This is a genomic window from Streptomyces sp. NPDC012466, from assembly GCF_042955215.1.
GTDB lineage: Bacteria > Actinomycetota > Actinomycetes > Streptomycetales > Streptomycetaceae > Streptomyces.
On record NZ_JBIBEQ010000009.1, the window covers coordinates 273,632 to 293,931 of the forward strand.

The following is a 20,300-nucleotide window of genomic DNA, read 5'->3' on the forward strand; positions in this document are numbered from 1 at the left end:
ACGGCCCCGGGTGGCCGCGGCGGGGTCGTCCGCCGCGGCCACCCGGTGCCTTCACCTGCCTTTCGAAAGGATCCGGCCTGCTGAATTACTTCGAGGAGCTCATCAGCAGGTAGTCGTACATGCCGAGGTAGGCCTGCGTGACCGTGACGTTGTTGGCGGACGCCGGCCGGAGCAGCAGGTTCTTGCGGTAGACCAGCGGGACGACCGAGGCGTTGTCGAGCACCATCTTGTCGATGTCACCCCAGGCCTTGGTGCGGGCCGCGTCGTCGGTGTTGGCGATCGCGTCCGTCAGGGCCTTGTTGATCTTCGGGTCGTCCAGCTCCATCAGGTTGTTGCCGCCCGAGGGCTTGATGGCGGCACCGTTGATGATCTGGTCGAGGAAGCCGTAGCCGGTCGGCCAGTCGGCACCCCACGCCATCGAGAGCATGCCGAGCTTGTTGTCGTGGACGTAGCTCGGGACACCGGCGAAGTTGGAGAAGTACTTGCCGGAGGGGAACTGCTTGATCTCGATGTTGATGCCGATCTTCTTCAGCGACGCCTGGATGGCGGTCGCCGCGGCGATCTCGGCGGGGCGGTCGGAGCGGGCCGTCAGGATCGTGTTGAAGCCGTTCGGCTTGCCACACGCCTTGAGCGCCGCCTTGGCCTTGGCCACGTCACCCTTGTGACCGTCGGTCGCGTAGGTGTCGAACTTGGTGTAGCCGTTCACCGACGGCGGCAGCAGCGTGGTCGCCACGTCGCCCTTCGGCGAACCGCCCATGGCGTCGAGCACCGACTGCTTGTCGAGGCCCCACTGCACGGCCTTGCGGCAGTCGGCGTTGTCGAACGGCTTCACGTTCACGTTGAGCGCGATGTACTGCGTGGCGCCCGCGTAGGAGCTGTCCGTCTGGTTGGCGTACTTGCCGCGCAGCACCTTCGGCTGGGTCTGCGGCTGCACACCCGTGCCGGCCGCGTCAGCCGTGATCTTGTCGGAGAGCAGGTTGTTGTCGACCGTGACCGGGTTGACCTTGAACTTGATCGTGATCTTGTCCGGCAGGGCCTTGCGGATCGGGTCCGTCTTGGCGTCCCACTGCTTGTTGCGCACGAGGGTGGCGCCGCGGCCCTCCTCGTAGGACTGGAACTGGTACGGGCCGGAGGACTGGATGGCCTGGACGTACTTCGCACCGGTGTCCTTCGCCTGCGGCACGGGGGCCGTCTGCGAGAACGTCGCGAGGTAGTCGAAGTCGGCGAACGGCTGCTTCAGCTTGAAGACGATCGTCCGGTCGTCCGGCGTCTCGATGGACTTGATGCCCTCGGCGGACTTGTCCTTGTAGGGACCCTTGTACTTGTCGCCGCCCTCCAGGTACGCCTTGAAGTACGTCGGGCCGTTGGACAGAGCCTCGGGCGCGAAGTTGGAGCGCTCGATGGCGTACTTGACGTCCTTGGACGTCACCGGGGTGCCGTCCTGGAACTTCACACCCGCACGCAGCTTGTACGTCCAGGTCTTGGCGTCCGGGCTGGACTTGCCGAGTCCCTCGGCGAGGTCCGGCACGACCTCCAGGCCTTCCTTGCCCGCGGCCGGCTTGAACGTGGTGAGCGTCCGGCCGTAGAGGCGGGAGAAGTTCTGGACCCAGCCGTAGTACGTGTTGCCCGGGTCGAGGGAGTCCGGCACGTCCGAGTGCTCGTACGTGACCGTCCCTCCCTTCTTGTCCGACGCGTTGACGATCGAGTTCAGCGCGGCGTCCTTCTTGCCGTTGCCTCCCCCGTCGTTGTCGTCACCTCCGCCGCCGCACGCGGCAGCACCCAGCGACAGTGCCAGGACCGACGCAACGCCGGCGGTCACCCTTCTCGTCTTCACCTGAGGAAGCTCCCTCATTCGATGGATCACTTGCTGCGAGGGTCGAGGGCGTCACGCAGCCCGTCACCCAGCAGGTTGAAGGCCAGGACGGTGATGAAGATCGCCAGTCCGGGCACGAACATGTACTGCGGATCAGCTGTGTAGAGATCCACAGCGTTGCTGAGCATGCCGCCCCAGGAGGCCTGCGGCGGAGCGATACCGACGCCGAGGAAGCTCAGCGCGGCCTCGAACAGGATGTTCGTCGGGATGATCAGCGTCGAGTAGACGAGGATCGGCGCGACGAGGTTGGGGAGCAGCTCCCGGAACAGGACGTACGGGCCGCGTGCCCCGAGGCTCGTGGCGGCCTCGATGAACTCCCGCTTGCGCAGGGTCATCGTCTGGGCGCGCACGATGCGGCCGATGTACGGCCAGCTGAAGAAGCCGATCACGAAGATCAGCACGCTGATGCGCAGGGACAGGCCCTCGAGGCCGAAGAACCCGTCCTGCACCGAGGCCGAGATCGAGATGGCGAACAGCAGCAGGGGGAAGGCCAGGAACGTGTCCATGAGCCTGCTGATCACGCTGTCGATCCAGCCGCCGTAGTACCCGGCGATGACACCGAGCACGGTGCCGATGCACACGGACAGCAGCGTGGCGCCGCCCGCGACCAGGAGGGAGACCCAGGAACCGTCGATGATGCGGGCGAGCATGTCCCGCCCGTACTGGGGGTCCACGCCGAGCGGGTGGTCCCAACTCATTCCGCCCCAGCCGCCCTTGGGGGCGAGCAGCGCGGGGTCGATCAGGTCCTGGTTGAACTTGTTGGGATCGAGGTCGAAGATCCACTGGATCGGCTTGGAGAACACCGCCATCAGCACGAGCAGGATGACGATGACGCCTCCCGCCATCGCCACCTTGTCCCGCTTGAAGCGCATCCAGGCGATCTGGGTGAGCGAGCGCCCTTCGATCTGGCTCTTCTTGACCCCGGAGAGCACGGCCTCGGGCTGTGCTCCGGCTTCCGCCCCGGTGGTCTCGATCGGTGCGGTCACGGTGCGATTGACCCCTCTCGGGCCGGCGATCGCCGAGCCCCTGGCTGCCGCTGTAGCGGTTTTGTTTGTCTCGTACACGAGACCGACCCGGCCCGTGTCTTGCGGGGAGTCTTCAACGCTTTGGCGATCTGTTGCCAGACTTGGCGATGAAAGGATGCGTAAACGTGATGCTGTCTGCGGGGTTCCGTTATCCGGACAGCGGGTAACGGGGGTCGGACAGGCCGGGATAGGGGCATTTTAGGACATACGCGCGCACTTCACCCCTATCTACGCGCGGAGAGCAGAGTGATCGTCGCGTTTCGCCGGGCGGTGCGGAAGGGGTTCCGAGGACGACTTCGAGCCGGTCAGTACCGGCCCTGAGCCGGAGGATATCCGTAGCCCGACGCCGGGGCCTGGACGGGGGCCGTGGCGTGCGCCTCGCGGTCGTAGAAGGGGCGGGCCTTCGCACGCAGCCACATCGCGACCGGGTCGTGCTCGTCGGACATGGCGACGGTCGACACGGGCAGTCCGTCGGGTACCGCGCCGAGGGACTGCTGCATCATCGCGCGCACGGAGTCCACGGCCGGCGGCGAGGTGTCGTACACATCCAGTCCGATGGCGAGGTACGGCGCCCCGAGCGCGGGCTGCACCCAGGCGCGGCGCAGCGAGCGGACGGCCGGGGTGCGGTGGGCGTTCTGCGCGAGCAGGGCGTAGAACTGCGGGATCTCGATGGCGGGTTCGGACAGGCGCAGGGGGCCGGCGGGCTGGCGGTCCAGGCCCGTGGCGATCCGGCGCAGGTCGAGCCAGGGAATGCCGACGCCCCCGCCGGGGGCGTGCGGGTTGAGCCAGAGACCGTAGTGGTCGGGGTAGAGGGCGCGGGCGACGTCGATCCCGTCGACCACCTCGTACGAGCGGTTCCAGCCGCTGGCGGAGAGCTCCTGGGCGGAGGTCACGCAGGGGGCGTAGCCGTGGCCGTCGACGTCCATGTTCCCGTACTGGGCGTCCGGGGAGCCGGCCTGCCCGTGCCACAGGAGCATCCAGATCTGGCCGCTGTGCGGGGTCGCGAGCGCGCGCAGGAGTGCCTCATAGGCGTCGTAGCGCCCGGGCGTGACCTGGCGCAGCATGTGCTCGACCTGTCCGGCCGCGGCCGTGCCGCTCGCGCTCACCTTTACCGCCCCTTCGTACAACGCCTCGACGGTGCCCTAGCTTAAGCCCGCACGCCGACTCGGGACTTGCCCTCGTGCGGCGAGTGCGGCCCGGCCGTGGCGTGTCGCGCCCACGCGGCGGAGCCGCAGGGTGTCACAGCCCGCGCCCCTGGGTCCCTCGCCCTACCGCTGGTAGAAGGGCCGGACCCGCTCCCTCATCCAGTTGCCCACCGGGTCCTCCGTCACGTCCAGCAGCACCAGGTTGACCGGCCAGGGGGCCGGGACGGCGGTGACGGCCCGGGTGAGGGCCTCCAGCGGGAGTGCGCGCACGTCGCCTTCCCACTGGGAGAGTTCGACGCCCACGAACATCACGGGCTCGGCGGTCTCGATGGCGGCGAGACAACGGCGGGCCGTGACGACGACGCCGGTGGCCTCGAACTCGGCGGACGCAGCGGCCAGGAAATCCACCGGGTCGTCCTGCCAGTCGGGCTCGAAGAGACGGACCCGGCCGCCGCTCGCGGGGCCGTCCAGCGGGGTCCGGCCGGCCCGGCACAGCTCCGCCACGGCGGGCGGCGGGAGCGGGATGCCCACCACACCGCCCGGGTTGATGACCATCCCCGCGTGCGGGGGCAGGCCGCGGGCGAACTCCACGGCGGGGGCGATGGTGTACGACATGTGGGAGCCGACGACCTGGCGGAACTGCTCCTCGGAGCTGAACACCGGCACGAACGCCTGGCCGTCGATCTCGATGCCGGGCAGGTCGAGGGGGCCGCTGTGCGGACCGCCGCCGCTGGCCAGCGGGATCCACACGAAGCTCCGGCCGAGCACCTCGACGATCCGCCCGCCGGCCGCCGGACCGGCGCCGAGGGAGGCCGAGAGCACCTCCTCCAGTTCGTTGCCGGGCCAACCGCCGTGCGGGTGGGTCTGCGTCTGCGCCGGAAAGTCCGCGGAGAATTCCGCCGGGAAGTCCATCTGCCTACCGCCTGCCTGGAACCACTGCTGTGGCTCAAAAGGCTAACGGCTCGGGGGCGCGGGGTGGTCGGGCCGTGGAGCGTGGGGTGGGCCCGGGGCGGGGCCGCCGGCGCACGTACACCCCGTCGCCCCCGGTCCCCCGCGCCCCGTCTCCCGGCCCGTCAGCCGGTGAAGCCGATTCTGCGGAGGGTGTCGGCCGCGTCCCGGTCGGCGAGGACGGCCGAGCCGCAGCCGGCGGGGAGGTCGCCGCGCTCCACCGCGCGCAGCAGGCGGGTGCTCGCCGCGCGGTGGCGCAGGAACGCGTAGCGCGAGACGCCGCGGCCCCGGTCGCGCTGGCCGGCCAGCGCCTGCTCGGCGGTGACGTCGAGCAGCAGCAGGTGGAGCATGCCGCCCCGGCGTCGGGCCTCACGGGCCAGCCAGCGGCGGACCCAGGCCTGGGTGCCGCAGTCGTGCACGACGAGGCCCTCGCCCGTGCGCAGGGCGCGGCGCAGCCCGGCGTAGTGGGCGAGGCGGACGAGCGGGCGGTAGAGCGCGTACGGCAGGGCGCGCGGCATGCGGCGCTCCCAGCGGTCGCGGGTGTCCTGGGAGTCGATCCGCCGGTCCGGCACGGTGCGCCGCATCAGCGTGGACTTGCCGCTGCCGGGCAGGCCCGTGACCACGACGAGGTCGCGGGGGCCGAACAGCAGCGCGCGTGGGCCGCGTCCGGCGCGGTCGCGCAGATCGCGGACGACCGGCGCCGGCACCGGGGCGCGGACCGCCCGGACCGGAGCGGCGGCCGGCTGCTCGGGCAGCGCGATGCCCGTCGTCGCGTACGCGGTGGTCCTGTTCACCGTGATCGTCCTCCCCTGGGGCCAGGTACGGAGTCCCATCCCCGCCGAGTGTAAAGAGAAGGTAATGCCGCAGGCCTCTCATTTGCGTCCGCGTCCTGCAACAGGGCTGCTACAGGTCGCGGAGTCCGGCGGGCGGGACTCGTGCACTCCCTGTGAAAGGTCCCCCTGCCGCACCGGAAGGATGCGTGCAATGATGTGCGCGCCAACTGCATACCGGCCGTTTGAATCCGCGCGGGAGAGTCCCCAGCACCGCAAGAGCTGGGGCGCCGAAGGAGCAAGTCCCTCCCTTGAATCTCTCAGGCCCCGTTACCGCGCGGGCGAGGCACATCTGAAAAGCGGGCCTTCCCCTGTCTCGGCAGGGCGTGGCCCCACCCAAGGTGCAAGCCATGGACCGGCGCGGTCATGGCGAACCTCTCAGGTTCCGATGACAGATGGGGAGGAACGACCTCGCCCGTCATTGCCCTTGGAGACGACCGACTGTGAGCAGTACAGGAGAACTCCGTCACACCGCGCTCGATGCCCTGCATCGTTCGCTCGGCGCGACGATGACCGACTTCGCCGGCTGGGACATGCCCCTGCGCTACGGCTCCGAGCGCGACGAGCACACCGCCGTGCGCACGAAGGCCGGGCTGTTCGACCTCTCCCACATGGGTGAGATCACCGTCACCGGACCGCAGGCCGCCGCCCTGCTCGACTTCGCCCTGGTGGGCAACATCGGTGGTGTGAAGCCGGGCCGCGCCCGCTACACCATGATCTGCCGGGCCGACGGCGGCATCCTGGACGACCTGATCGTCTACCGGCTGGGCGAGACCGAGTACATGGTCGTCGCCAACGCCTCCAACGCCCAGGTCGTCCTGGACGCGCTGACCGAGCGCGCCGCCGGTTTCGACGCCGAGGTGCGCGACGACCGCGACGCCTACGCGCTGATCGCCGTGCAGGGCCCTGAGTCCCCCGGCATCCTGAAGTCGCTCACGGACGCCGACCTGGACGGCCTGAAGTACTACGCCGGTCTGCCCGGCACGGTCGCGGGCGTCCCGGCCCTGATCGCCCGCACCGGCTACACCGGCGAGGACGGCTTCGAGCTGTTCGTGAAGCCGGAGCACGCGGTCGAGCTGTGGCAGGCCCTGACCAAGGCCGGCGAGGGCGTCGGCCTGGTCCCGTGCGGGCTGTCCTGCCGTGACACGCTGCGCCTGGAAGCGGGCATGCCGCTGTACGGGCACGAGCTGTCGACCTCCCTGACCCCCTTCGACGCCGGGCTCGGCCGGGTGGTGAAGTTCGAGAAGGAGGGCGACTTCGTGGGGCGCGAGGCCCTGCGCGAGGCGGCCGCCCGGGCCGAGCAGAACCCCCCGCGGGTCCTGGTCGGCCTCGTCGCCGAGGGCCGGCGGGTCCCGCGCGCCGGGTACGCGGTCGTCGCCGGCGGCCAGGTGATCGGCGAGGTCACCTCCGGTGCCCCCTCCCCCACCCTCGGCAAGCCGATCGCGATGGCGTACGTCGATCCCGCGCATGCCGCGCCCGGCACGAGCGGCGTGGGCGTGGACATCCGGGGCAGTCACGAGCCGTACGAGGTCGTGGCGCTGCCGTTCTACAAGCGCCAGAAGTAGACACTGGCCGGAGGGCCGCGGCAGCGACCCCCTGCCCGTCGTCCCAGCTCACCAGTAGTCCCCCCTTTCACAGCACTCCCGCGCGTACAGGAGAATCCAGGCCATGAGCAACCCCGAAAAGCTGCGCTACAGCAAGGAGCACGAGTGGCTGTCGGCCGCCGAGGACGGCGTCTCGACGGTCGGCATCACGGAGCACGCGGCCAACGCGCTCGGCGATGTCGTGTTCGTCCAGCTTCCCGAGGTCGGTGACTCCGTGTCCGCCGGCGAGACCTGCGGCGAGCTGGAGTCGACCAAGTCGGTGTCCGACCTGTACTCCCCCGTGTCCGGGGAGGTCACCGAGGTCAACGAGGACGTCGTGAACGACCCGTCGCTGGTGAACTCGGCCCCCTTCGAGGGCGGCTGGCTGTTCAAGGTGCGCGTCACGGACGAGCCGGGCGACCTGCTCTCCGCCGACGAGTACACCGCGTTCTCCGCCGGCTGAGGAGTCGTAGCCCCATGTCCGTCCTGAACACACCCCTGCACGAGCTCGACCCGGCCGTCGCCGCGGCGGTCGACGCCGAGTTGCACCGCCAGCAGTCCACGCTCGAGATGATCGCCTCGGAGAACTTCGCGCCGGTCGCGGTCATGGAGGCGCAGGGCTCGGTCCTCACCAACAAGTACGCCGAGGGCTACCCGGGCCGCCGCTACTACGGCGGCTGCGAGCACGTCGACGTGGTCGAGCAGATCGCGATCGACCGCATCAAGGAGCTGTTCGGCGCCGAGCACGCCAACGTGCAGCCGCACTCCGGCGCCCAGGCCAACGCGGCCGCGATGTTCGCGCTGCTCAAGCCGGGCGACACCATCATGGGTCTGAACCTCGCCCACGGCGGGCACCTGACCCACGGCATGAAGATCAACTTCTCCGGCAAGCTCTACGACGTCGTCGCCTACCACGTGGGCGAGGACGGCCGGGTCGACATGGCCGAGGTCGAGCGCCTCGCCAAGGAGTCCAAGCCGAAGCTGATCGTCGCCGGCTGGTCGGCGTACCCGCGCCAGCTGGACTTCGCCGCGTTCCGCCGGATCGCGGACGAGGTCGGCGCGTACCTCATGGTCGACATGGCCCACTTCGCCGGGCTGGTCGCGGCCGGGCTGCACCCCAACCCGGTGCCGCACGCCCACGTGGTCACCACCACGACCCACAAGACCCTCGGCGGCCCGCGCGGCGGTGTGATCCTCTCCACGGCCGAACTGGCCAAGAAGATCAACTCCGCCGTCTTCCCCGGTCAGCAGGGTGGGCCGCTGGAGCATGTGATCGCCGCCAAGGCCGTCGCCTTCAAGGTCGCCGCCTCGGAGGACTTCAAGGAGCGCCAGCGCCGTACGCTGGAGGGTGCCCGCATCCTGGCCGAGCGTCTGGTGAAGGACGACGTCCGGGCCGTGGGCGTGGACGTCCTGTCCGGCGGCACGGACGTGCACCTGGTCCTGGTCGACCTGCGCCACTCGGAGCTGGACGGCCAGCAGGCCGAGGACCGCCTCCACGAGGTGGGCATCACCGTCAACCGGAACGCGATCCCGAACGACCCGCGTCCGCCGATGGTGACGTCCGGTCTGCGGATCGGCACGCCGGCCCTGGCCACCCGCGGGTTCCGGACCGAGGACTTCGCGGAGGTCGCGGACGTCATCGCCGAGGCGCTGAAGCCGTCCTACGACGCGGACGCCCTCAAGGCCCGGGTGAAGGCCCTGGCCGACAAGCACCCGCTGTACCCGGGTCTGAACAAGTAACAAGCGGCACGCAACGGCCGCGAAGAAACCTTTCGGGCGCCGCGCCGGCCACAAGCGGGCGCGGCACCCGCCCCTCTGCACCACCCCCGTAGTCAGGAGTTCCACCCGTGGCCATCTCGGTCTTCGACCTGTTCTCGATCGGCATCGGCCCGTCCAGCTCCCACACCGTCGGCCCGATGCGGGCGGCCCGGATGTTCGCCCGGCGGCTGCGCAACGAGGAGTTGCTGGAGCCGACCGTGAAGGTCCGCGCGGAACTGTACGGCTCGCTCGGCGCGACCGGGCACGGCCACGGCACCCCCAAGGCGGTGCTGCTCGGCCTGGAGGGCGACTCACCGCGCACGGTGGACGTGTCGAACGCCGACCAGCGGGTGGAGGCGATCAGGACCGGCGGCCGGCTGAACCTGCTCGGCGACCACGAGATCGCGTTCTCCTTCGACGACGACATGGTCCTGCACCGCCGCAAAACCCTGCCGTACCACGCGAACGGCATGACGCTGTGGGCCTACGACGCCTCGGGCGCGGAACTGCTGACCAAGACGTACTACTCGGTCGGCGGCGGCTTCGTCGTCGACGAGGACGCGGTCGGCGCCGACCGCATCAAGCTCGACGACACCGTGCTCAAGTACCCCTTCCGCACCGGCGACGAGCTGCTGCGCCTGACCGAGGAGACCGGCCTGTCGATCTCCGCGCTCATGCTGGAGAACGAGCGGGCCTGGCGCACCGAGGAGGAGATCCGCGAGGGCCTGCTGGAGATCTGGCAGGTGATGCGGGACTGCGTGGCGCGCGGACTGTCCCAGGAAGGCATCCTGCCCGGCGGTCTCAAGGTGCGCCGACGGGCCGCGAACACCGCGCGCAAGCTGCGCTCCGAGGGCGACCCGCTGGCCCTGTCCATGGAGTGGATCACCCTCTACGCCATGGCGGTCAACGAGGAGAACGCCGCGGGCGGCCGGGTCGTCACCGCCCCCACCAACGGCGCCGCCGGCATCATCCCGGCGGTCCTGCACTACTACATGAATTTCGTGCCGGGCGCCGACGAGGAGGGCGTGGTCCGCTTCCTGCTCGCCGCGGGCGCGATCGGCATGCTCTTCAAGGAGAACGCCTCCATCTCCGGCGCCGAGGTCGGCTGCCAGGGTGAGGTCGGCTCCGCCTGCTCCATGGCCGCGGGCGCCCTCGCCGAAGTCCTCGGCGGCTCGCCCGAGCAGGTCGAGAACGCCGCCGAGATCGGCATGGAGCACAACCTCGGCCTCACCTGCGACCCGGTCGGCGGCCTGGTCCAGATCCCCTGCATCGAACGCAACGGCATGGCCGCGGTCAAGGCCGTCACCGCCGCCCGCATGGCGATGCGCGGCGACGGCTCCCACAAGGTGTCCCTGGACAAGGTCATCAAGACGATGAAGGACACGGGCGCGGACATGTCGGTGAAGTACAAGGAGACGGCCCGGGGCGGCCTGGCGGTGAACATCATCGAGTGCTGAGCCGGGGGCGCGGGCGCGGCCGGAGCCCCACGGCTCGGCGAACCTGACGTTTCCCCGTCAGGTCACAGCGGCCCGTGCCATGGTGGTGGGGCATCAACTCCCCTCCCCCACAGCACTTCAGGGAGCCCCCATGCTGCGCGGCATCGATGTGAGCGCGTATCAGTCCTCCTCCTACGGCACCGACGGCCTCTCCTTCGTCTTCGTCAAGGCGACGGAGGGGCGTTCCTACGTCAATCCCAAACTCGCCGCCCAGACCGAGCGGGCCCGGGACGCCGGGCTGGTCGTCGGCTTCTACCACTTCCTGTGGCCCGGCAACCTCACCGCCCAGGCCGAGTACTTCGTGAGCAAGGCCCCGGACCGGGCGGGCGACATCCTCGCCGTCGACTGGGAGACGACCGGAGACGGCACGCACGCGAGCAACGCCGAGAAGGACCGGTTCATCCGGAAGGTGCAGGAACTGCGGCCGGACAACCGGGTGGTGCTCTACTGCAACCGGCACTTCTGGCTGAACATGGACACGACGTCCTTCGCGGGCGACGGCCTGTGGATCGCCGACTACGTCTCGGCGGGCAAACCCCGCATCAAGGCCAAGTGGCGCTTCCACCAGTACACCGACGACCCCCTGGACAAGAACGTGGCCGACTTCGGGAGCAGGGCCGCCCTGCGCGAGTGGGCCGGGGGCGCCTGACCCAGGGCCTGTCGTTTGGCTCACGCCGCAGACGCGGGGTCTGGCACGCGCATCTGCCGCGTTGTCGTCGGTTGCCGACGCTCCGCGTCGACGCCCTCCTCCGCCTTGCAGCTGCACGCACCAGACCCCGCTCACCGGCGCTGAACAGCACGGTCCCTTTCCTGCGACCTGATCCAGACGACAGGCCCTAGCCGCGGAAGTCCGGCGTGCGCTCCGGGGACGCCTCCGCCAGGGCCTTCGTGACCGCCTCGACGCCGCCGCGCAGGCCGTAGACCGGGGTGCCGGGCTGCTGGCGCCAGGAGTCGTCGAGGCCGCCCGCGTCGACGGTGTCGAAGCCGAGCGCGTCGATCAGGTCCCGTACCTTGCGCTTGGCCGCCTCGTCGTCGCCGGCCACCGGGAGGGCCATGCGGCCGGGGTCGCCGGCGGGGAGCGGTCGGTCCAGGATGTCCTGGGCGTAGGTGCCGTTGAAGGCCTTGACGACCGGGTGGCCGATCTGGCGTTCCGTCCAGCGGCTCTCGGTGAGGCCGTCGTCCTCGATCGCGGCGATCCTGCCGTCGCGCTGCCGGGGGTAGTAGTTGCCGGTGTCGATGACCGCGAGGCCGTCCGCCGCACCGTCGAACAGACCGGCGGGAAGGTCCGGGACCGCCTTCAGCGGGACGGTGACGACGACGACCTCGGCGCCGCGGGCCGCCTCCCCCACCGTCACGGGCGTCGCGCCGGTCTCCTCCGCCAGGGCCGTGAGCGTCTCGGGCCCCCGGGAGTTGGCGACGGAGACGTCGTGCCCGAGGGCGGTGAGCCGCCGGGTCAGGTTGCCTCCGATGTTGCCGGCTCCGATGATGCCGATCTTCATGTCCTCGCCTTGCCCTTCCGGAGATGAACAGCGCCTCGTGCGGCCTTCGTGACCGGGGTCAACCTCCGGGGCGGGCGGGCTATTCCGAGTCCGGGAAGGGGCCTCCCGAGGGAGCCGCCGGCGGGCATGACGGTGGGGCCCGGTCCGTGATCGCGGACCGGGCCCCACCGCCCGGCGAGCCGGCGCCTACTTGTTCAGGTAGGCCCAGAACTCGTCGAAGCTCAGCCGCTTGTCGCCGTCGAGGTCGCGGGTCTTGATGACGACCTCGGCGACCGACTCGGTGACGTTCCAGTCGCCCGACCGGGCGAGGGCGGCCTTGAACTCGGCAGCGGTGATGAAGCCGTCACCGTCCGTATCGATCCGCTCGAACTGCTTGCGTGCTTCCTCGATGTCCGCCACCGATCCGCCCCTCATCTCGTGCTGTACGTCGTACTGACGCAGGTTTGACGCAGGTCAGATTAACCGGCCGTGCGCGCCTCCAGCGCGGCGACCACCCAGGTGAACTCCTCGCGGTACGCCGCCTCGGGCCCGGCGCCCTTCACGACGGCGAGCAACTCGCGGTAGCGGGCGACCTGCTGGGTGGCGTGTGACCGCAGCCGGGCGAGCACGGTGGCGGGGTCGGCGTCTCCCAGCAGCTCGCGCAGCACCGCGGCCGCCTCCGGCGAATCGGGCGCGATCCCGCGTGCGCGGGCCCGGGCTCCCAGGTGCACGAGCCGCCGGGAGAACCACAGGGACGCCCCGGCGGGCGCGTCATGACCGCGGTCTGCCGCGTTGAACTCGGCCACCTTGCGCATCGCGGCCCGGAAGTCCGGGTCCTGGAGCATCTCGGCCAGCTCCAGCCAGGCGTCGACCTGCTCGGGGGTGGGCTCCTCGGGCAGGTCGGCGGCCGTGCCGCGCATGCGTTCGCGGATCACCGGGTCCGCGGTGTCCAGCCCGTGGAACACCTCGTCCACGAAGTCCTCCACGATCCGCCGCCGCTCGGCCGCCGACAGGCGTGCCAGTCGGTTCACGAGGGTCATCTCCTCCGTGCCGGAACCACGTTGGGCGACGGTCGACAGCACCGCGCGGGTCACCTTCAGGGCCTGGATCTGCGCGTCCAGGGCGATCACGTGCGCGGCCGCGACCTGGGCGACCGTCGTCTCACCGGCCAGGATCCGGCGGACGTCCGCGAGGCCCAGGCCGAGCTCGCGCAGGGTGCGGATCAGCTCCAGCCGCGCCACGGACGCCGCGTCGTACAGCCGGTAGCCGCCCGCGGACCGGGCCACCGGGGGCAGGGCGCCCTCGTCGGACCAGTAGCGGATGGTGCGCACGGTCAGGCCGGTGGTCCGGGCCAGTTCGCCGATGGTGAGCAGTCCGGTGCCGTCCTCGATCATGTCTGCGAGTCTGGACCCTCCAGCGGGTGGAGACTCAAGGAGCAGTCGTGACGGACACTCTCGGGGACATACTCGACGCGGCGGCGCGGGGCGTCTTCCCGCCGGCGGACGGCGGTACGACGATCGTGCCCCAGCCCTCTGCCCGGGACGCGGGGGTCCTCGCCTTCACGGCCCACTCGGTCGTCTTCACCGACGAGGACCCCGACTGGGTGCGCGGCGCCCTGGCCCGCGCCGACTGCGACGCCCTCGCGGCCACGATGAACGCCCGCTTCCTGACAGCCCTCATGGACCGTACGGGGCGTGCGTCCGACACGGTCGACGTGCTGCTGACCGGTGCCGCGCTGCCCGGGGAGCCGCCGGTCGCGCTGACGGAGGTCGACGACCCCGGCCATCCGCGCGTGGTGTCCGCCCGCAGGCGGCGTGACGGTGTGCGGGTGTGGACGGCGGACGGCGGGGTGCTCGTGCTGGGCCGTGGGGTGGCCGGGCGGTGGGAGGTCGCGGTCGAGGTGGACGAGGGGGCACGGCACCGCGGGGTCGGGCGGCGGCTGGTGACGGCGGCGCGGCAGCTGGCCGGGGGCGCGCCGGTGTGGGCGCAGGTGTCGGCGGGGAACGCCCGCAGCCTGCGGGCGTTCCAGGCGGCCGGCTACCGGCCCGTGGGCTCGGAGGTGCTGCTCCTCCGCGCCGGGGATCGTGGTGCGGGCCGCTCTCGCGCTCGCTCATGATCCCCGTGCGGCTGCGGGGCCCTCACCCGGTCAGGGCGGGTCGACTCCCCCCGGGGTGGACGGCGGAGGGGCGTCACCGGAAGACGCCGGTGTGGCCGAGGGAGTAGCGGCCGGGCTGCGGGTAGACCGCGAGGCCGTGCGGGCCACTGCCGACCGGGATGCGGGCGAGCTGGGTGCCGGTGCGGGTGTCGATGGCGTACACCTCGGCGTCGTAGCGGCCCGACAGCCACAGCACCTTGCCGTCGGCGGAGACGCCGCCCATGTCGGGGCTGCCGCCGTCGGGCAGCCGCCACTTCTTCGTCAGCTTGCCCTGGGTGAAGTCGAAGACGGAGATCGTGCCCTCGCCGCGGTTGGTCACGTACATCTCGCGCGAGTCCCGGCTGACGTACAGGCCGTGGCAGCCCTTGCCGGTGGGCATCAGGGTGGGCTCGGTGAACTTGTCGCCGTCCAGGACCCACATGCCGTGGGCCATCATGTCGGCGATGTAGAACCGCTTGCCGTCGGGCGAGACCTTCACGTCCTGCGGCATGGCGCCCTGGAACGGCAGGCGCTGCTGCCCGACGACCTTCATATTCTCGGTGTCCACCTTGAGCAGTTCGCCGCTGAACTCGCAGGAGACGATGAAGTAGCGGCCGTCGAGGGAGAAGTCGGCGTGGTTGACGCCGTAGCAGGAGACCGGCACGGTCTTCTCGACCTTCATGGTGTGCGGGTCGCGGAAGACCAGCTCGCGGTCGAGGGAGGCCATGACGACGGCGTACCTGCCGTTGGGTGTGAAGTACAGGTTGTACGGGTCGTGGACCTCGACGGCCTTGCCCGCCTTGCCGGTCTTCGGGTCGATCGGGGTGAGGGTGTGGCCGCGGTTGTTGTTGACCCACAGGGTCTTCAGGTCCCAGGAGGGCACGACGTGCTGGGGCTGCCGGCCCACGCGGATCGTCTCGACGATCTCGTAGGTCTTCGGGTCGATCACGGAGACCGTGTCGGACTCGGTGTTGGGGACGTAGACCCGGGACGGGAAGCCCTTGACCACCGGGGACAGCTTGTTCGGGCGGTCGGCGGCGTACACGTCCTCGGGGTCCAGGACGGGCGGCATGCCGGGCAGGCCCTTCACGGGCTTCTTCTCGGGCGGGGCGGGCACGGCGGCCTTGGTGGCGCGCGCCTGCGAGGTCCGTTCCCCGCTCCCGGTGCCACAGGCGGCGAGGACGGCGAGGGCGGCACCCGCGGCCAGGGCGCTCTTGACGAGATGGCGGTGCATTGCACCATTTAATGGGCGCGCGGAAGGGAAACCCGTGATTCGCCCGTCCGGCGACCGGGTGAGGCATCGCGCGCCCTCAGCGGTCGGCGACCCGCATCTCGAACCACGTGGTCTTGCCCCGGGGCAGCAGATCGACCCCCCAGCGGTCGGCGAGCTTGTCCACGAGGAACAGGCCCCGGCCGCTGATGTCCATCTCCTGGACCGGCATCAGGCAGGGCAGCCCCCGGGAGGGGTCGCGGACCTCGACGCGGATCCAGCCGCGGCGCCGGTGCAGACGCAGTCCGAAGACACGGGCACCGGTGTGGCGTACGGCGTTGCCGACCAGTTCGGAGACGAGCAGGACCGCGTCCTCCGTGGTCTTGGGGGTGAGCCCCCAGTGACGCAGGATCACGACCTGGGTGAGCCGTCTCGCGGTGGCCGCGGACTCGGGGCGGGACGGCAGTGGAACCTCTGCCTCCGTCGGGTTGCCGTACAACTCGAGCGCCTTCAGAGCGTGTTCGTCCTCGACGGTCGGCGACCAGCGCGCCGCGGCCGCATGTGCGTGTCCCCGCGGCTGTCCCATACCCTCCAGCCCCGCCATGCCCCCATCATGGCCGCCCGGAGCGCCCGACGGGGCCGTTCCCGGGGAATACGCCCCGGGGAACGGGCGGTGAACCGACGGTCGTCCGTCATATGCCAACGGCACTTCGAAGACCTTCACACCCCGTCTGACCTGCCGGAACTGCTCGTTCCGGAGCACGGGGCGAGCTCCATCGACCAGACACGCTTAAGGTTGGCTTAAGGGTGACATAAACCGCCCCATCGAGGGACCCCGGGTCAGACACGGTGTCAATTGCAAGCCCCTGGAGGCATGTTCAGAGGAACTTCGCCTTGCCCGGCCCCTCCTCCACGAAGCTGCGCATTCCGCGCTCGCGGTCCTCGGTGGCGAACAGTCCGGCGAACCAGTTGCGTTCGATCGCCAGGCCCGTGTCGATGTCCGTCTCCAGACCCGTGTCGATCGACTCCTTGGCGGCGCGCAGCGCGAGCGCCGGGCCCTGCGCCAGCTTCGCGGCCCAGGCGTGCGCCTGCGCGTACACCTCGTCGGCGGGCACGACCCGGTCCACCAGGCCGATCTCGCGCGCCTCGTCGGCCTTCACCATGCGGCCCGTGAAGATGAGGTCCTTGGCCTTGGACGGGCCGACCAGGCGGGCCAGGCGCTGGGTGCCGCCGGCGCCGGGGATCAGGCCGAGCAGGATCTCCGGCTGGCCGAGCTTGGCGTTCTCGCCGGCGATCCGGAAGTCCGCGCACAGGGCGAGTTCGCAGCCGCCGCCCAGCGCGTAGCCCGTCACGGCCGCGACGACCGGCTTGGGGATCCGGGCCACCGCCGTGAACGAGTCCTGCAGGGCGCGGGCGCGCAGGACCATCGCGGTGTGGTCCATCGCCTGCATCTCCTTGATGTCCGCGCCGGCCGCGAACACCTTCTCGCCGCCGTAGACCACCACGGCCCGCACGTCCTCGCGGCGCGTGGCCTCCTCCGCGAGTTCCTTCAGCCGGTCCTGCGTGGCGATGTCCAGCGCGTTCATGGGCGGGCGGTCGAGACGAATCGTGCCGACGCCTTCAGCGACTTCGAGAGAGACGGTCATAGGCAGCAGGTTAACGGGGGCTAACGGGATTCGGGCCGGTGCGGTGGGTCACACCGGCCGGGGGTCCGGGGGTCGCCCCCGGGCAGACACAGCACGGGGGCTAACGGGATTCGGGCCGGTGCGGTGGGTCACACCGGCCGGGGGTCCGGGGGTCGCCCCCGGGCAGACACAGCACGGGGGCTGACGGGATGCGCACCGGTGCGGTGGGTCACACCGGCCGGGGGTCCGGGGATCGCCCCTGGGCAGACACAGCACGGGGGCTTACAGGATTCGGCCCCGGCTGCCGACGGGCAGGCACAGCGCGGGGACCGACGGCGAGGGCCCCGGTGCGGTCGGTCGCACCGGGGCCCGTCGGTCGGCGGGGAGCTACTTCTTCCACTTCTCCCACGACATGTTCCAGCCGTTGAGCCCGTTGTCCGGGTCGACGATCCGGTCCTCGGAGTTCTTGACGACCACCACGTCGCCGATCATCGAGTGGTTGAAGAACCACGCGGCCGGCACCTTCTTGTCCCAGCCGCCGCGCACGTCGCGCAGGCCGATGCAGCCGTGGCTGGCGTTGTAGTTGCCGAAGGCGCCGCTCGCCCAGTAGTTGCCGTGCAGGAAGGTGCCGGACGTGGTCAGGCGGACGGCGTGCGGGACGTCCTTGATGTCGTACTCGCCGCCGTAGCCGACGGTCTCGCCGTTCATGCGGGTCACCGTGAGCATCTCGCTGATGACCATCTGGCCGTTCCAGGTCTCCATGCCGGGCTGGCCGGTGGTGACCGGGATGGTCTTGATGACCTTGCCGTCGCGCATGACCTTCATCGTGAGCTTCTTGGCGTCGACGACGGAGACCTGGTTGCGGCCGATGGTGAACTCGACCTTCTTGTCCTGCTCGCCGTAGACGCCGGAGCGGCCCTCGACGCCGTCGAGGTTCAGGTCCACGGTCACCTTGGTGCCGGGCTCCCAGTACTTCTCGGGGCGGAAGTCGAGACGGTCGTTGCCGAACCAGTGGCCCTCGACGTCGACGGCCGGCTCCGTCTTGATGCGGATGGCCTTCTCGACGTCCTCCGGGTGGGTGATGCCCCGCGAGAAGCGGATGGAGAACGGCATCCCGACGCCGACCTTGGAGCCGTCCTCGGGAGTGAAGGTGCCGGTGAAGGTGTTCTCCGGGGTCAGCGTGGTGAAGCCGGCGTCCTCCGCGGCCGTGCGGCCTTCGGAGTCCTTGGCGACCGCGTGGACCGTGTACTTGGTGGCGCCGGCCAGATGGGTGGACGGCGTCCAGCTGGCGCCGTCCCCGGATATCTCGCCGTCGACCTTCTTGCCCTCGGCGTCCTTGACCTCGACCTCGGTCAGCTTCCCCTTCGTGGCGGTGACCTTCAGCGCACCGCTCGTGTCGACGGCCTTGGCCCCGTCCTTGGGGGTGATGCCGACGACCGCCTCGGACTGCTCGCTCTGCGCGGCGCCGGAGTCCTCGCCCTTGGTGTCGCCCCCGCCGGAACCGGAGCCGGTCCCCCCGCCGCCGCACGCCGTGACGGCGAGGAGCAGCACGCCGAGTATCAGCGCGAGCAGTCCGTTCCCGCGCCCAACCGACGCCCCCGATATCGGTCGCCCGTTCAAGTGGTTCTCCCCTCCCAGGGCCTGGTCAGGCCCACACCTCGCGCGTCCCCCGCGCGTCGGCGAATAGTAACCACAGGGGGGACGGCCCCGGCCGCCCGCGATTGTCACTGTTCGGTCCCAACGCGGCGCCGGGTCAACCCGCCCCCCTGTCCGGCTACTTCACCGCACTGCCCGCCTTCCATGCATTCCAGCCCATATTCCAGCCTCCGAGCCCGTTGTCGGGAGAGACCTTTTTGTCATTGCTGTTGACGACTTCGACGACGTCCCCGATGAGGCTGCGGTCGAAGAACCAGCCGGCCGGGGTGTCCGAACCGCCGCCCTTCACATCGCGCAGCCCGATGCAGCCGTGACTGACGTTGGTGCGGCCGAAGACGGTGTGGTGCGCCCAGTAGTTGCCGTGCAGGAAGGTGCCGGAGTCGGTCAGGCGCATGGCGTGCGGGACGTCCGGGATGTCGTACTCGCCCTTGCCGTCGCGCTTCTTGAAGCCGACCGTGGCGCCGTTCATCCGCGTGACGTCGAGCATCTCGGTGACCACCATCTTGCCGTTGTACGTGGTGTTCTTCGGCGTGCCCGCCGTGATGGGCACGGTGGCGAGGGGTTCGCCGTCGCGCCGGACCTCCATGGAGTGCGCGGCGGCGTCGACCACGGAGATCTGGCTGCGGCCGACGGTGAAGGAGAACGTCTTGTGCTGGAGGCCGTAGACCCCGGGGGCGCCCTCGATGTCGCGCAGGCGCAGGTCGACGGTGACCTGGGTGCCGGGTTTCCAGTAGTCCTCGGGGCGGAAGTCGAGGCGGGTTCTGCCGAACCAGTGCGGGCGGATCTCGACGGCGGGGCGGGCGGTGACCCGTACCGCGCGTTCGACGGCGGCGCGGTCGGCGATCTTCCGGTTGAACTCCAGGGAGACGATCATGCCGGTGCCGACGGTGGCACGGTTCTCCGGGGCGACGTAGCCGATGAAGCGTTCCTCGGGGACGTAGGTGGTGAAGGTGGTGTGCCGGGCCGAGCGGCGTCCGTCGCCGTCCACGGCCACCGCGTCGATCGTGTACTTGGCGGCCAGCGCGAGCCGCTGGTCGTCGGGTTCCCAGGTCAGGCGGTCGGCGGAGAGATGCCCGGGCACCGGGGTCTCCTGCGCGTCCTGCGACCGGACGACCCTCACCTTCTCCAGCCGGCCGTCGGGCACGCGCACCCGCAGCTTCTTCCCGGGGCGCACTCCCCTGCTGCCGTCCTCGGGCGCGACCTTGATGACGTCCTCGGGCGCCGGGGGCGCGCCGAACGCCCCGGTGATCCCGCCCGCGTCGTCCGAGGTACAGCCCGTGGCCCCGGCGAGGAGCCCTGCCCATGTCACTACGGCGGCCAGCGCGGCCCTCGCGCGCCGCGCGCGCCCTTGTACGTGCCTCACGGGGTGCCCAACGACCGGCCGTGTCCCCGGGAAACGACCATGCCCGCCCCCGGGGAAACGTGAGTGCGACCCACGCTCTGGGCAGAACAGTGGGGAGGACGACGCGCAGGGGAGCCGCGACCCGGCCGCAGCACGGGGCCGCACCCCTCTGTCCCCCGTCGTTCCACGAGCCGCGG

At 70.6% G+C, this 20,300-nt stretch carries 19 protein-coding genes and 1 riboswitch; of the genes, 6 read left to right on the forward strand and 13 right to left on the reverse strand.

The features are described 5' to 3' along the window. Nucleotides 1-85: 85 nt before the first annotated feature. The 5 genes from ACFY9E_RS31220 to ACFY9E_RS31240 all read right to left on the reverse strand — a co-directional run bounded on the left by ACFY9E_RS31220 (nucleotide 86) and on the right by ACFY9E_RS31240 (nucleotide 5,785). Nucleotides 86-1,852, reverse strand: coding sequence for an ABC transporter substrate-binding protein (locus tag ACFY9E_RS31220; protein WP_390989548.1), 1,767 nt, complete (start codon nucleotides 1,850-1,852; stop codon nucleotides 86-88). Nucleotides 1,853-1,860: 8 nt separating this feature from the next. Continuing rightward, complete coding sequence (locus ACFY9E_RS31225) at nucleotides 1,861-2,859, reverse strand: ABC transporter permease subunit (protein ID WP_390989550.1); 999 nt, start codon at nucleotides 2,857-2,859, stop codon at nucleotides 1,861-1,863. Between the two features lie 344 nt (nucleotides 2,860-3,203). After that, on the reverse strand, nucleotides 3,204-4,004 hold the full coding sequence (locus tag ACFY9E_RS31230; RefSeq protein ID WP_390989551.1) for an enhanced serine sensitivity protein SseB C-terminal domain-containing protein: 801 nt from the start codon (nucleotides 4,002-4,004) through the stop codon (nucleotides 3,204-3,206). A gap of 162 nt (nucleotides 4,005-4,166) precedes the next feature. Continuing rightward, nucleotides 4,167-4,955 (reverse strand): enhanced serine sensitivity protein SseB C-terminal domain-containing protein, encoded by a 789-nt coding sequence (locus tag ACFY9E_RS31235; RefSeq protein ID WP_390989552.1) that lies wholly within the window; start codon nucleotides 4,953-4,955, stop codon nucleotides 4,167-4,169. A gap of 161 nt (nucleotides 4,956-5,116) precedes the next feature. Next, entirely contained in the window at nucleotides 5,117-5,785 is a 669-nt protein-coding gene (locus tag ACFY9E_RS31240) for an AAA family ATPase (protein ID WP_390989554.1), read from the reverse strand. A gap of 222 nt (nucleotides 5,786-6,007) precedes the next feature. Further along, nucleotides 6,008-6,107, forward strand: a riboswitch (glycine riboswitch). A 109-nt stretch (nucleotides 6,108-6,216) separates the two neighbouring features. On the opposite strand from ACFY9E_RS31240, the gene gcvT reads away from it, so the two are divergent. The 5 genes from gcvT to ACFY9E_RS31265 all read left to right on the forward strand — a co-directional run bounded on the left by gcvT (nucleotide 6,217) and on the right by ACFY9E_RS31265 (nucleotide 11,307). After that, nucleotides 6,217-7,386, forward strand: coding sequence for a glycine cleavage system aminomethyltransferase GcvT (gene gcvT, locus ACFY9E_RS31245; protein ID WP_390989556.1), 1,170 nt, complete (start codon nucleotides 6,217-6,219; stop codon nucleotides 7,384-7,386). A gap of 103 nt (nucleotides 7,387-7,489) precedes the next feature. After that, nucleotides 7,490-7,867 (forward strand): glycine cleavage system protein GcvH, encoded by a 378-nt coding sequence (gcvH, locus tag ACFY9E_RS31250; protein WP_390989557.1) that lies wholly within the window; start codon nucleotides 7,490-7,492, stop codon nucleotides 7,865-7,867. A gap of 14 nt (nucleotides 7,868-7,881) precedes the next feature. Then, complete coding sequence (gene glyA / locus ACFY9E_RS31255) at nucleotides 7,882-9,144, forward strand: serine hydroxymethyltransferase (RefSeq protein WP_390989559.1); 1,263 nt, start codon at nucleotides 7,882-7,884, stop codon at nucleotides 9,142-9,144. Nucleotides 9,145-9,251: 107 nt separating this feature from the next. Then, nucleotides 9,252-10,619 (forward strand): L-serine ammonia-lyase, encoded by a 1,368-nt coding sequence (locus ACFY9E_RS31260; protein ID WP_390989560.1) that lies wholly within the window; start codon nucleotides 9,252-9,254, stop codon nucleotides 10,617-10,619. A 130-nt stretch (nucleotides 10,620-10,749) separates the two neighbouring features. Continuing rightward, nucleotides 10,750-11,307 (forward strand): GH25 family lysozyme, encoded by a 558-nt coding sequence (locus ACFY9E_RS31265; protein WP_390989562.1) that lies wholly within the window; start codon nucleotides 10,750-10,752, stop codon nucleotides 11,305-11,307. Between the two features lie 187 nt (nucleotides 11,308-11,494). Here the strand turns inward: ACFY9E_RS31265 and ACFY9E_RS31270 are convergent, their stop codons facing one another. The 3 genes from ACFY9E_RS31270 to ACFY9E_RS31280 form a co-directional block, all read right to left on the reverse strand. Next, nucleotides 11,495-12,157 carry an NAD(P)-binding domain-containing protein gene (locus ACFY9E_RS31270; protein WP_390989564.1) on the reverse strand — a complete coding sequence of 221 codons (663 nt, stop codon included), beginning with the start codon at nucleotides 12,155-12,157 and terminating at the stop codon, nucleotides 11,495-11,497. 186 nt (nucleotides 12,158-12,343) lie between these two features. Beyond that, a complete protein-coding gene (locus ACFY9E_RS31275) occupies nucleotides 12,344-12,556 on the reverse strand; it encodes an EF-hand domain-containing protein (protein WP_386504758.1) in 213 nt (70 codons plus the stop codon). A gap of 59 nt (nucleotides 12,557-12,615) precedes the next feature. Then, complete coding sequence (locus tag ACFY9E_RS31280) at nucleotides 12,616-13,530, reverse strand: MerR family transcriptional regulator (RefSeq protein WP_390989566.1); 915 nt, start codon at nucleotides 13,528-13,530, stop codon at nucleotides 12,616-12,618. A 47-nt stretch (nucleotides 13,531-13,577) separates the two neighbouring features. Here ACFY9E_RS31280 and ACFY9E_RS31285 point away from each other — a divergent pair, with 47 nt between their 5' ends. Further along, the gene (locus ACFY9E_RS31285) at nucleotides 13,578-14,252 is read left to right on the forward strand and encodes a GNAT family N-acetyltransferase (RefSeq protein WP_390989568.1); all 675 of its coding nucleotides are present in this window, start codon (nucleotides 13,578-13,580) and stop codon (nucleotides 14,250-14,252) included. Nucleotides 14,253-14,325: 73 nt separating this feature from the next. Here ACFY9E_RS31285 and ACFY9E_RS31290 read toward each other — a convergent pair whose 3' ends face one another. The 5 genes from ACFY9E_RS31290 to ACFY9E_RS31310 form a co-directional block, all read right to left on the reverse strand. Continuing rightward, entirely contained in the window at nucleotides 14,326-15,504 is a 1,179-nt protein-coding gene (locus ACFY9E_RS31290) for a PQQ-binding-like beta-propeller repeat protein (protein WP_390989569.1), read from the reverse strand. 76 nt (nucleotides 15,505-15,580) lie between these two features. Next, on the reverse strand, nucleotides 15,581-16,189 hold the full coding sequence (locus ACFY9E_RS31295; RefSeq protein ID WP_390989616.1) for an ATP-binding protein: 609 nt from the start codon (nucleotides 16,187-16,189) through the stop codon (nucleotides 15,581-15,583). 169 nt (nucleotides 16,190-16,358) lie between these two features. After that, a complete protein-coding gene (locus ACFY9E_RS31300; protein ID WP_390989571.1) occupies nucleotides 16,359-17,126 on the reverse strand; it encodes an enoyl-CoA hydratase-related protein in 768 nt (255 codons plus the stop codon). 366 nt (nucleotides 17,127-17,492) lie between these two features. Then, on the reverse strand, nucleotides 17,493-18,725 hold the full coding sequence (locus tag ACFY9E_RS31305) for an Ig-like domain-containing protein (RefSeq protein ID WP_390989573.1): 1,233 nt from the start codon (nucleotides 18,723-18,725) through the stop codon (nucleotides 17,493-17,495). Nucleotides 18,726-18,879: 154 nt separating this feature from the next. Beyond that, the gene (locus ACFY9E_RS31310) at nucleotides 18,880-20,124 is read right to left on the reverse strand and encodes an Ig-like domain-containing protein (RefSeq protein WP_390989575.1); all 1,245 of its coding nucleotides are present in this window, start codon (nucleotides 20,122-20,124) and stop codon (nucleotides 18,880-18,882) included. Nucleotides 20,125-20,300 lie beyond the last annotated feature (176 nt).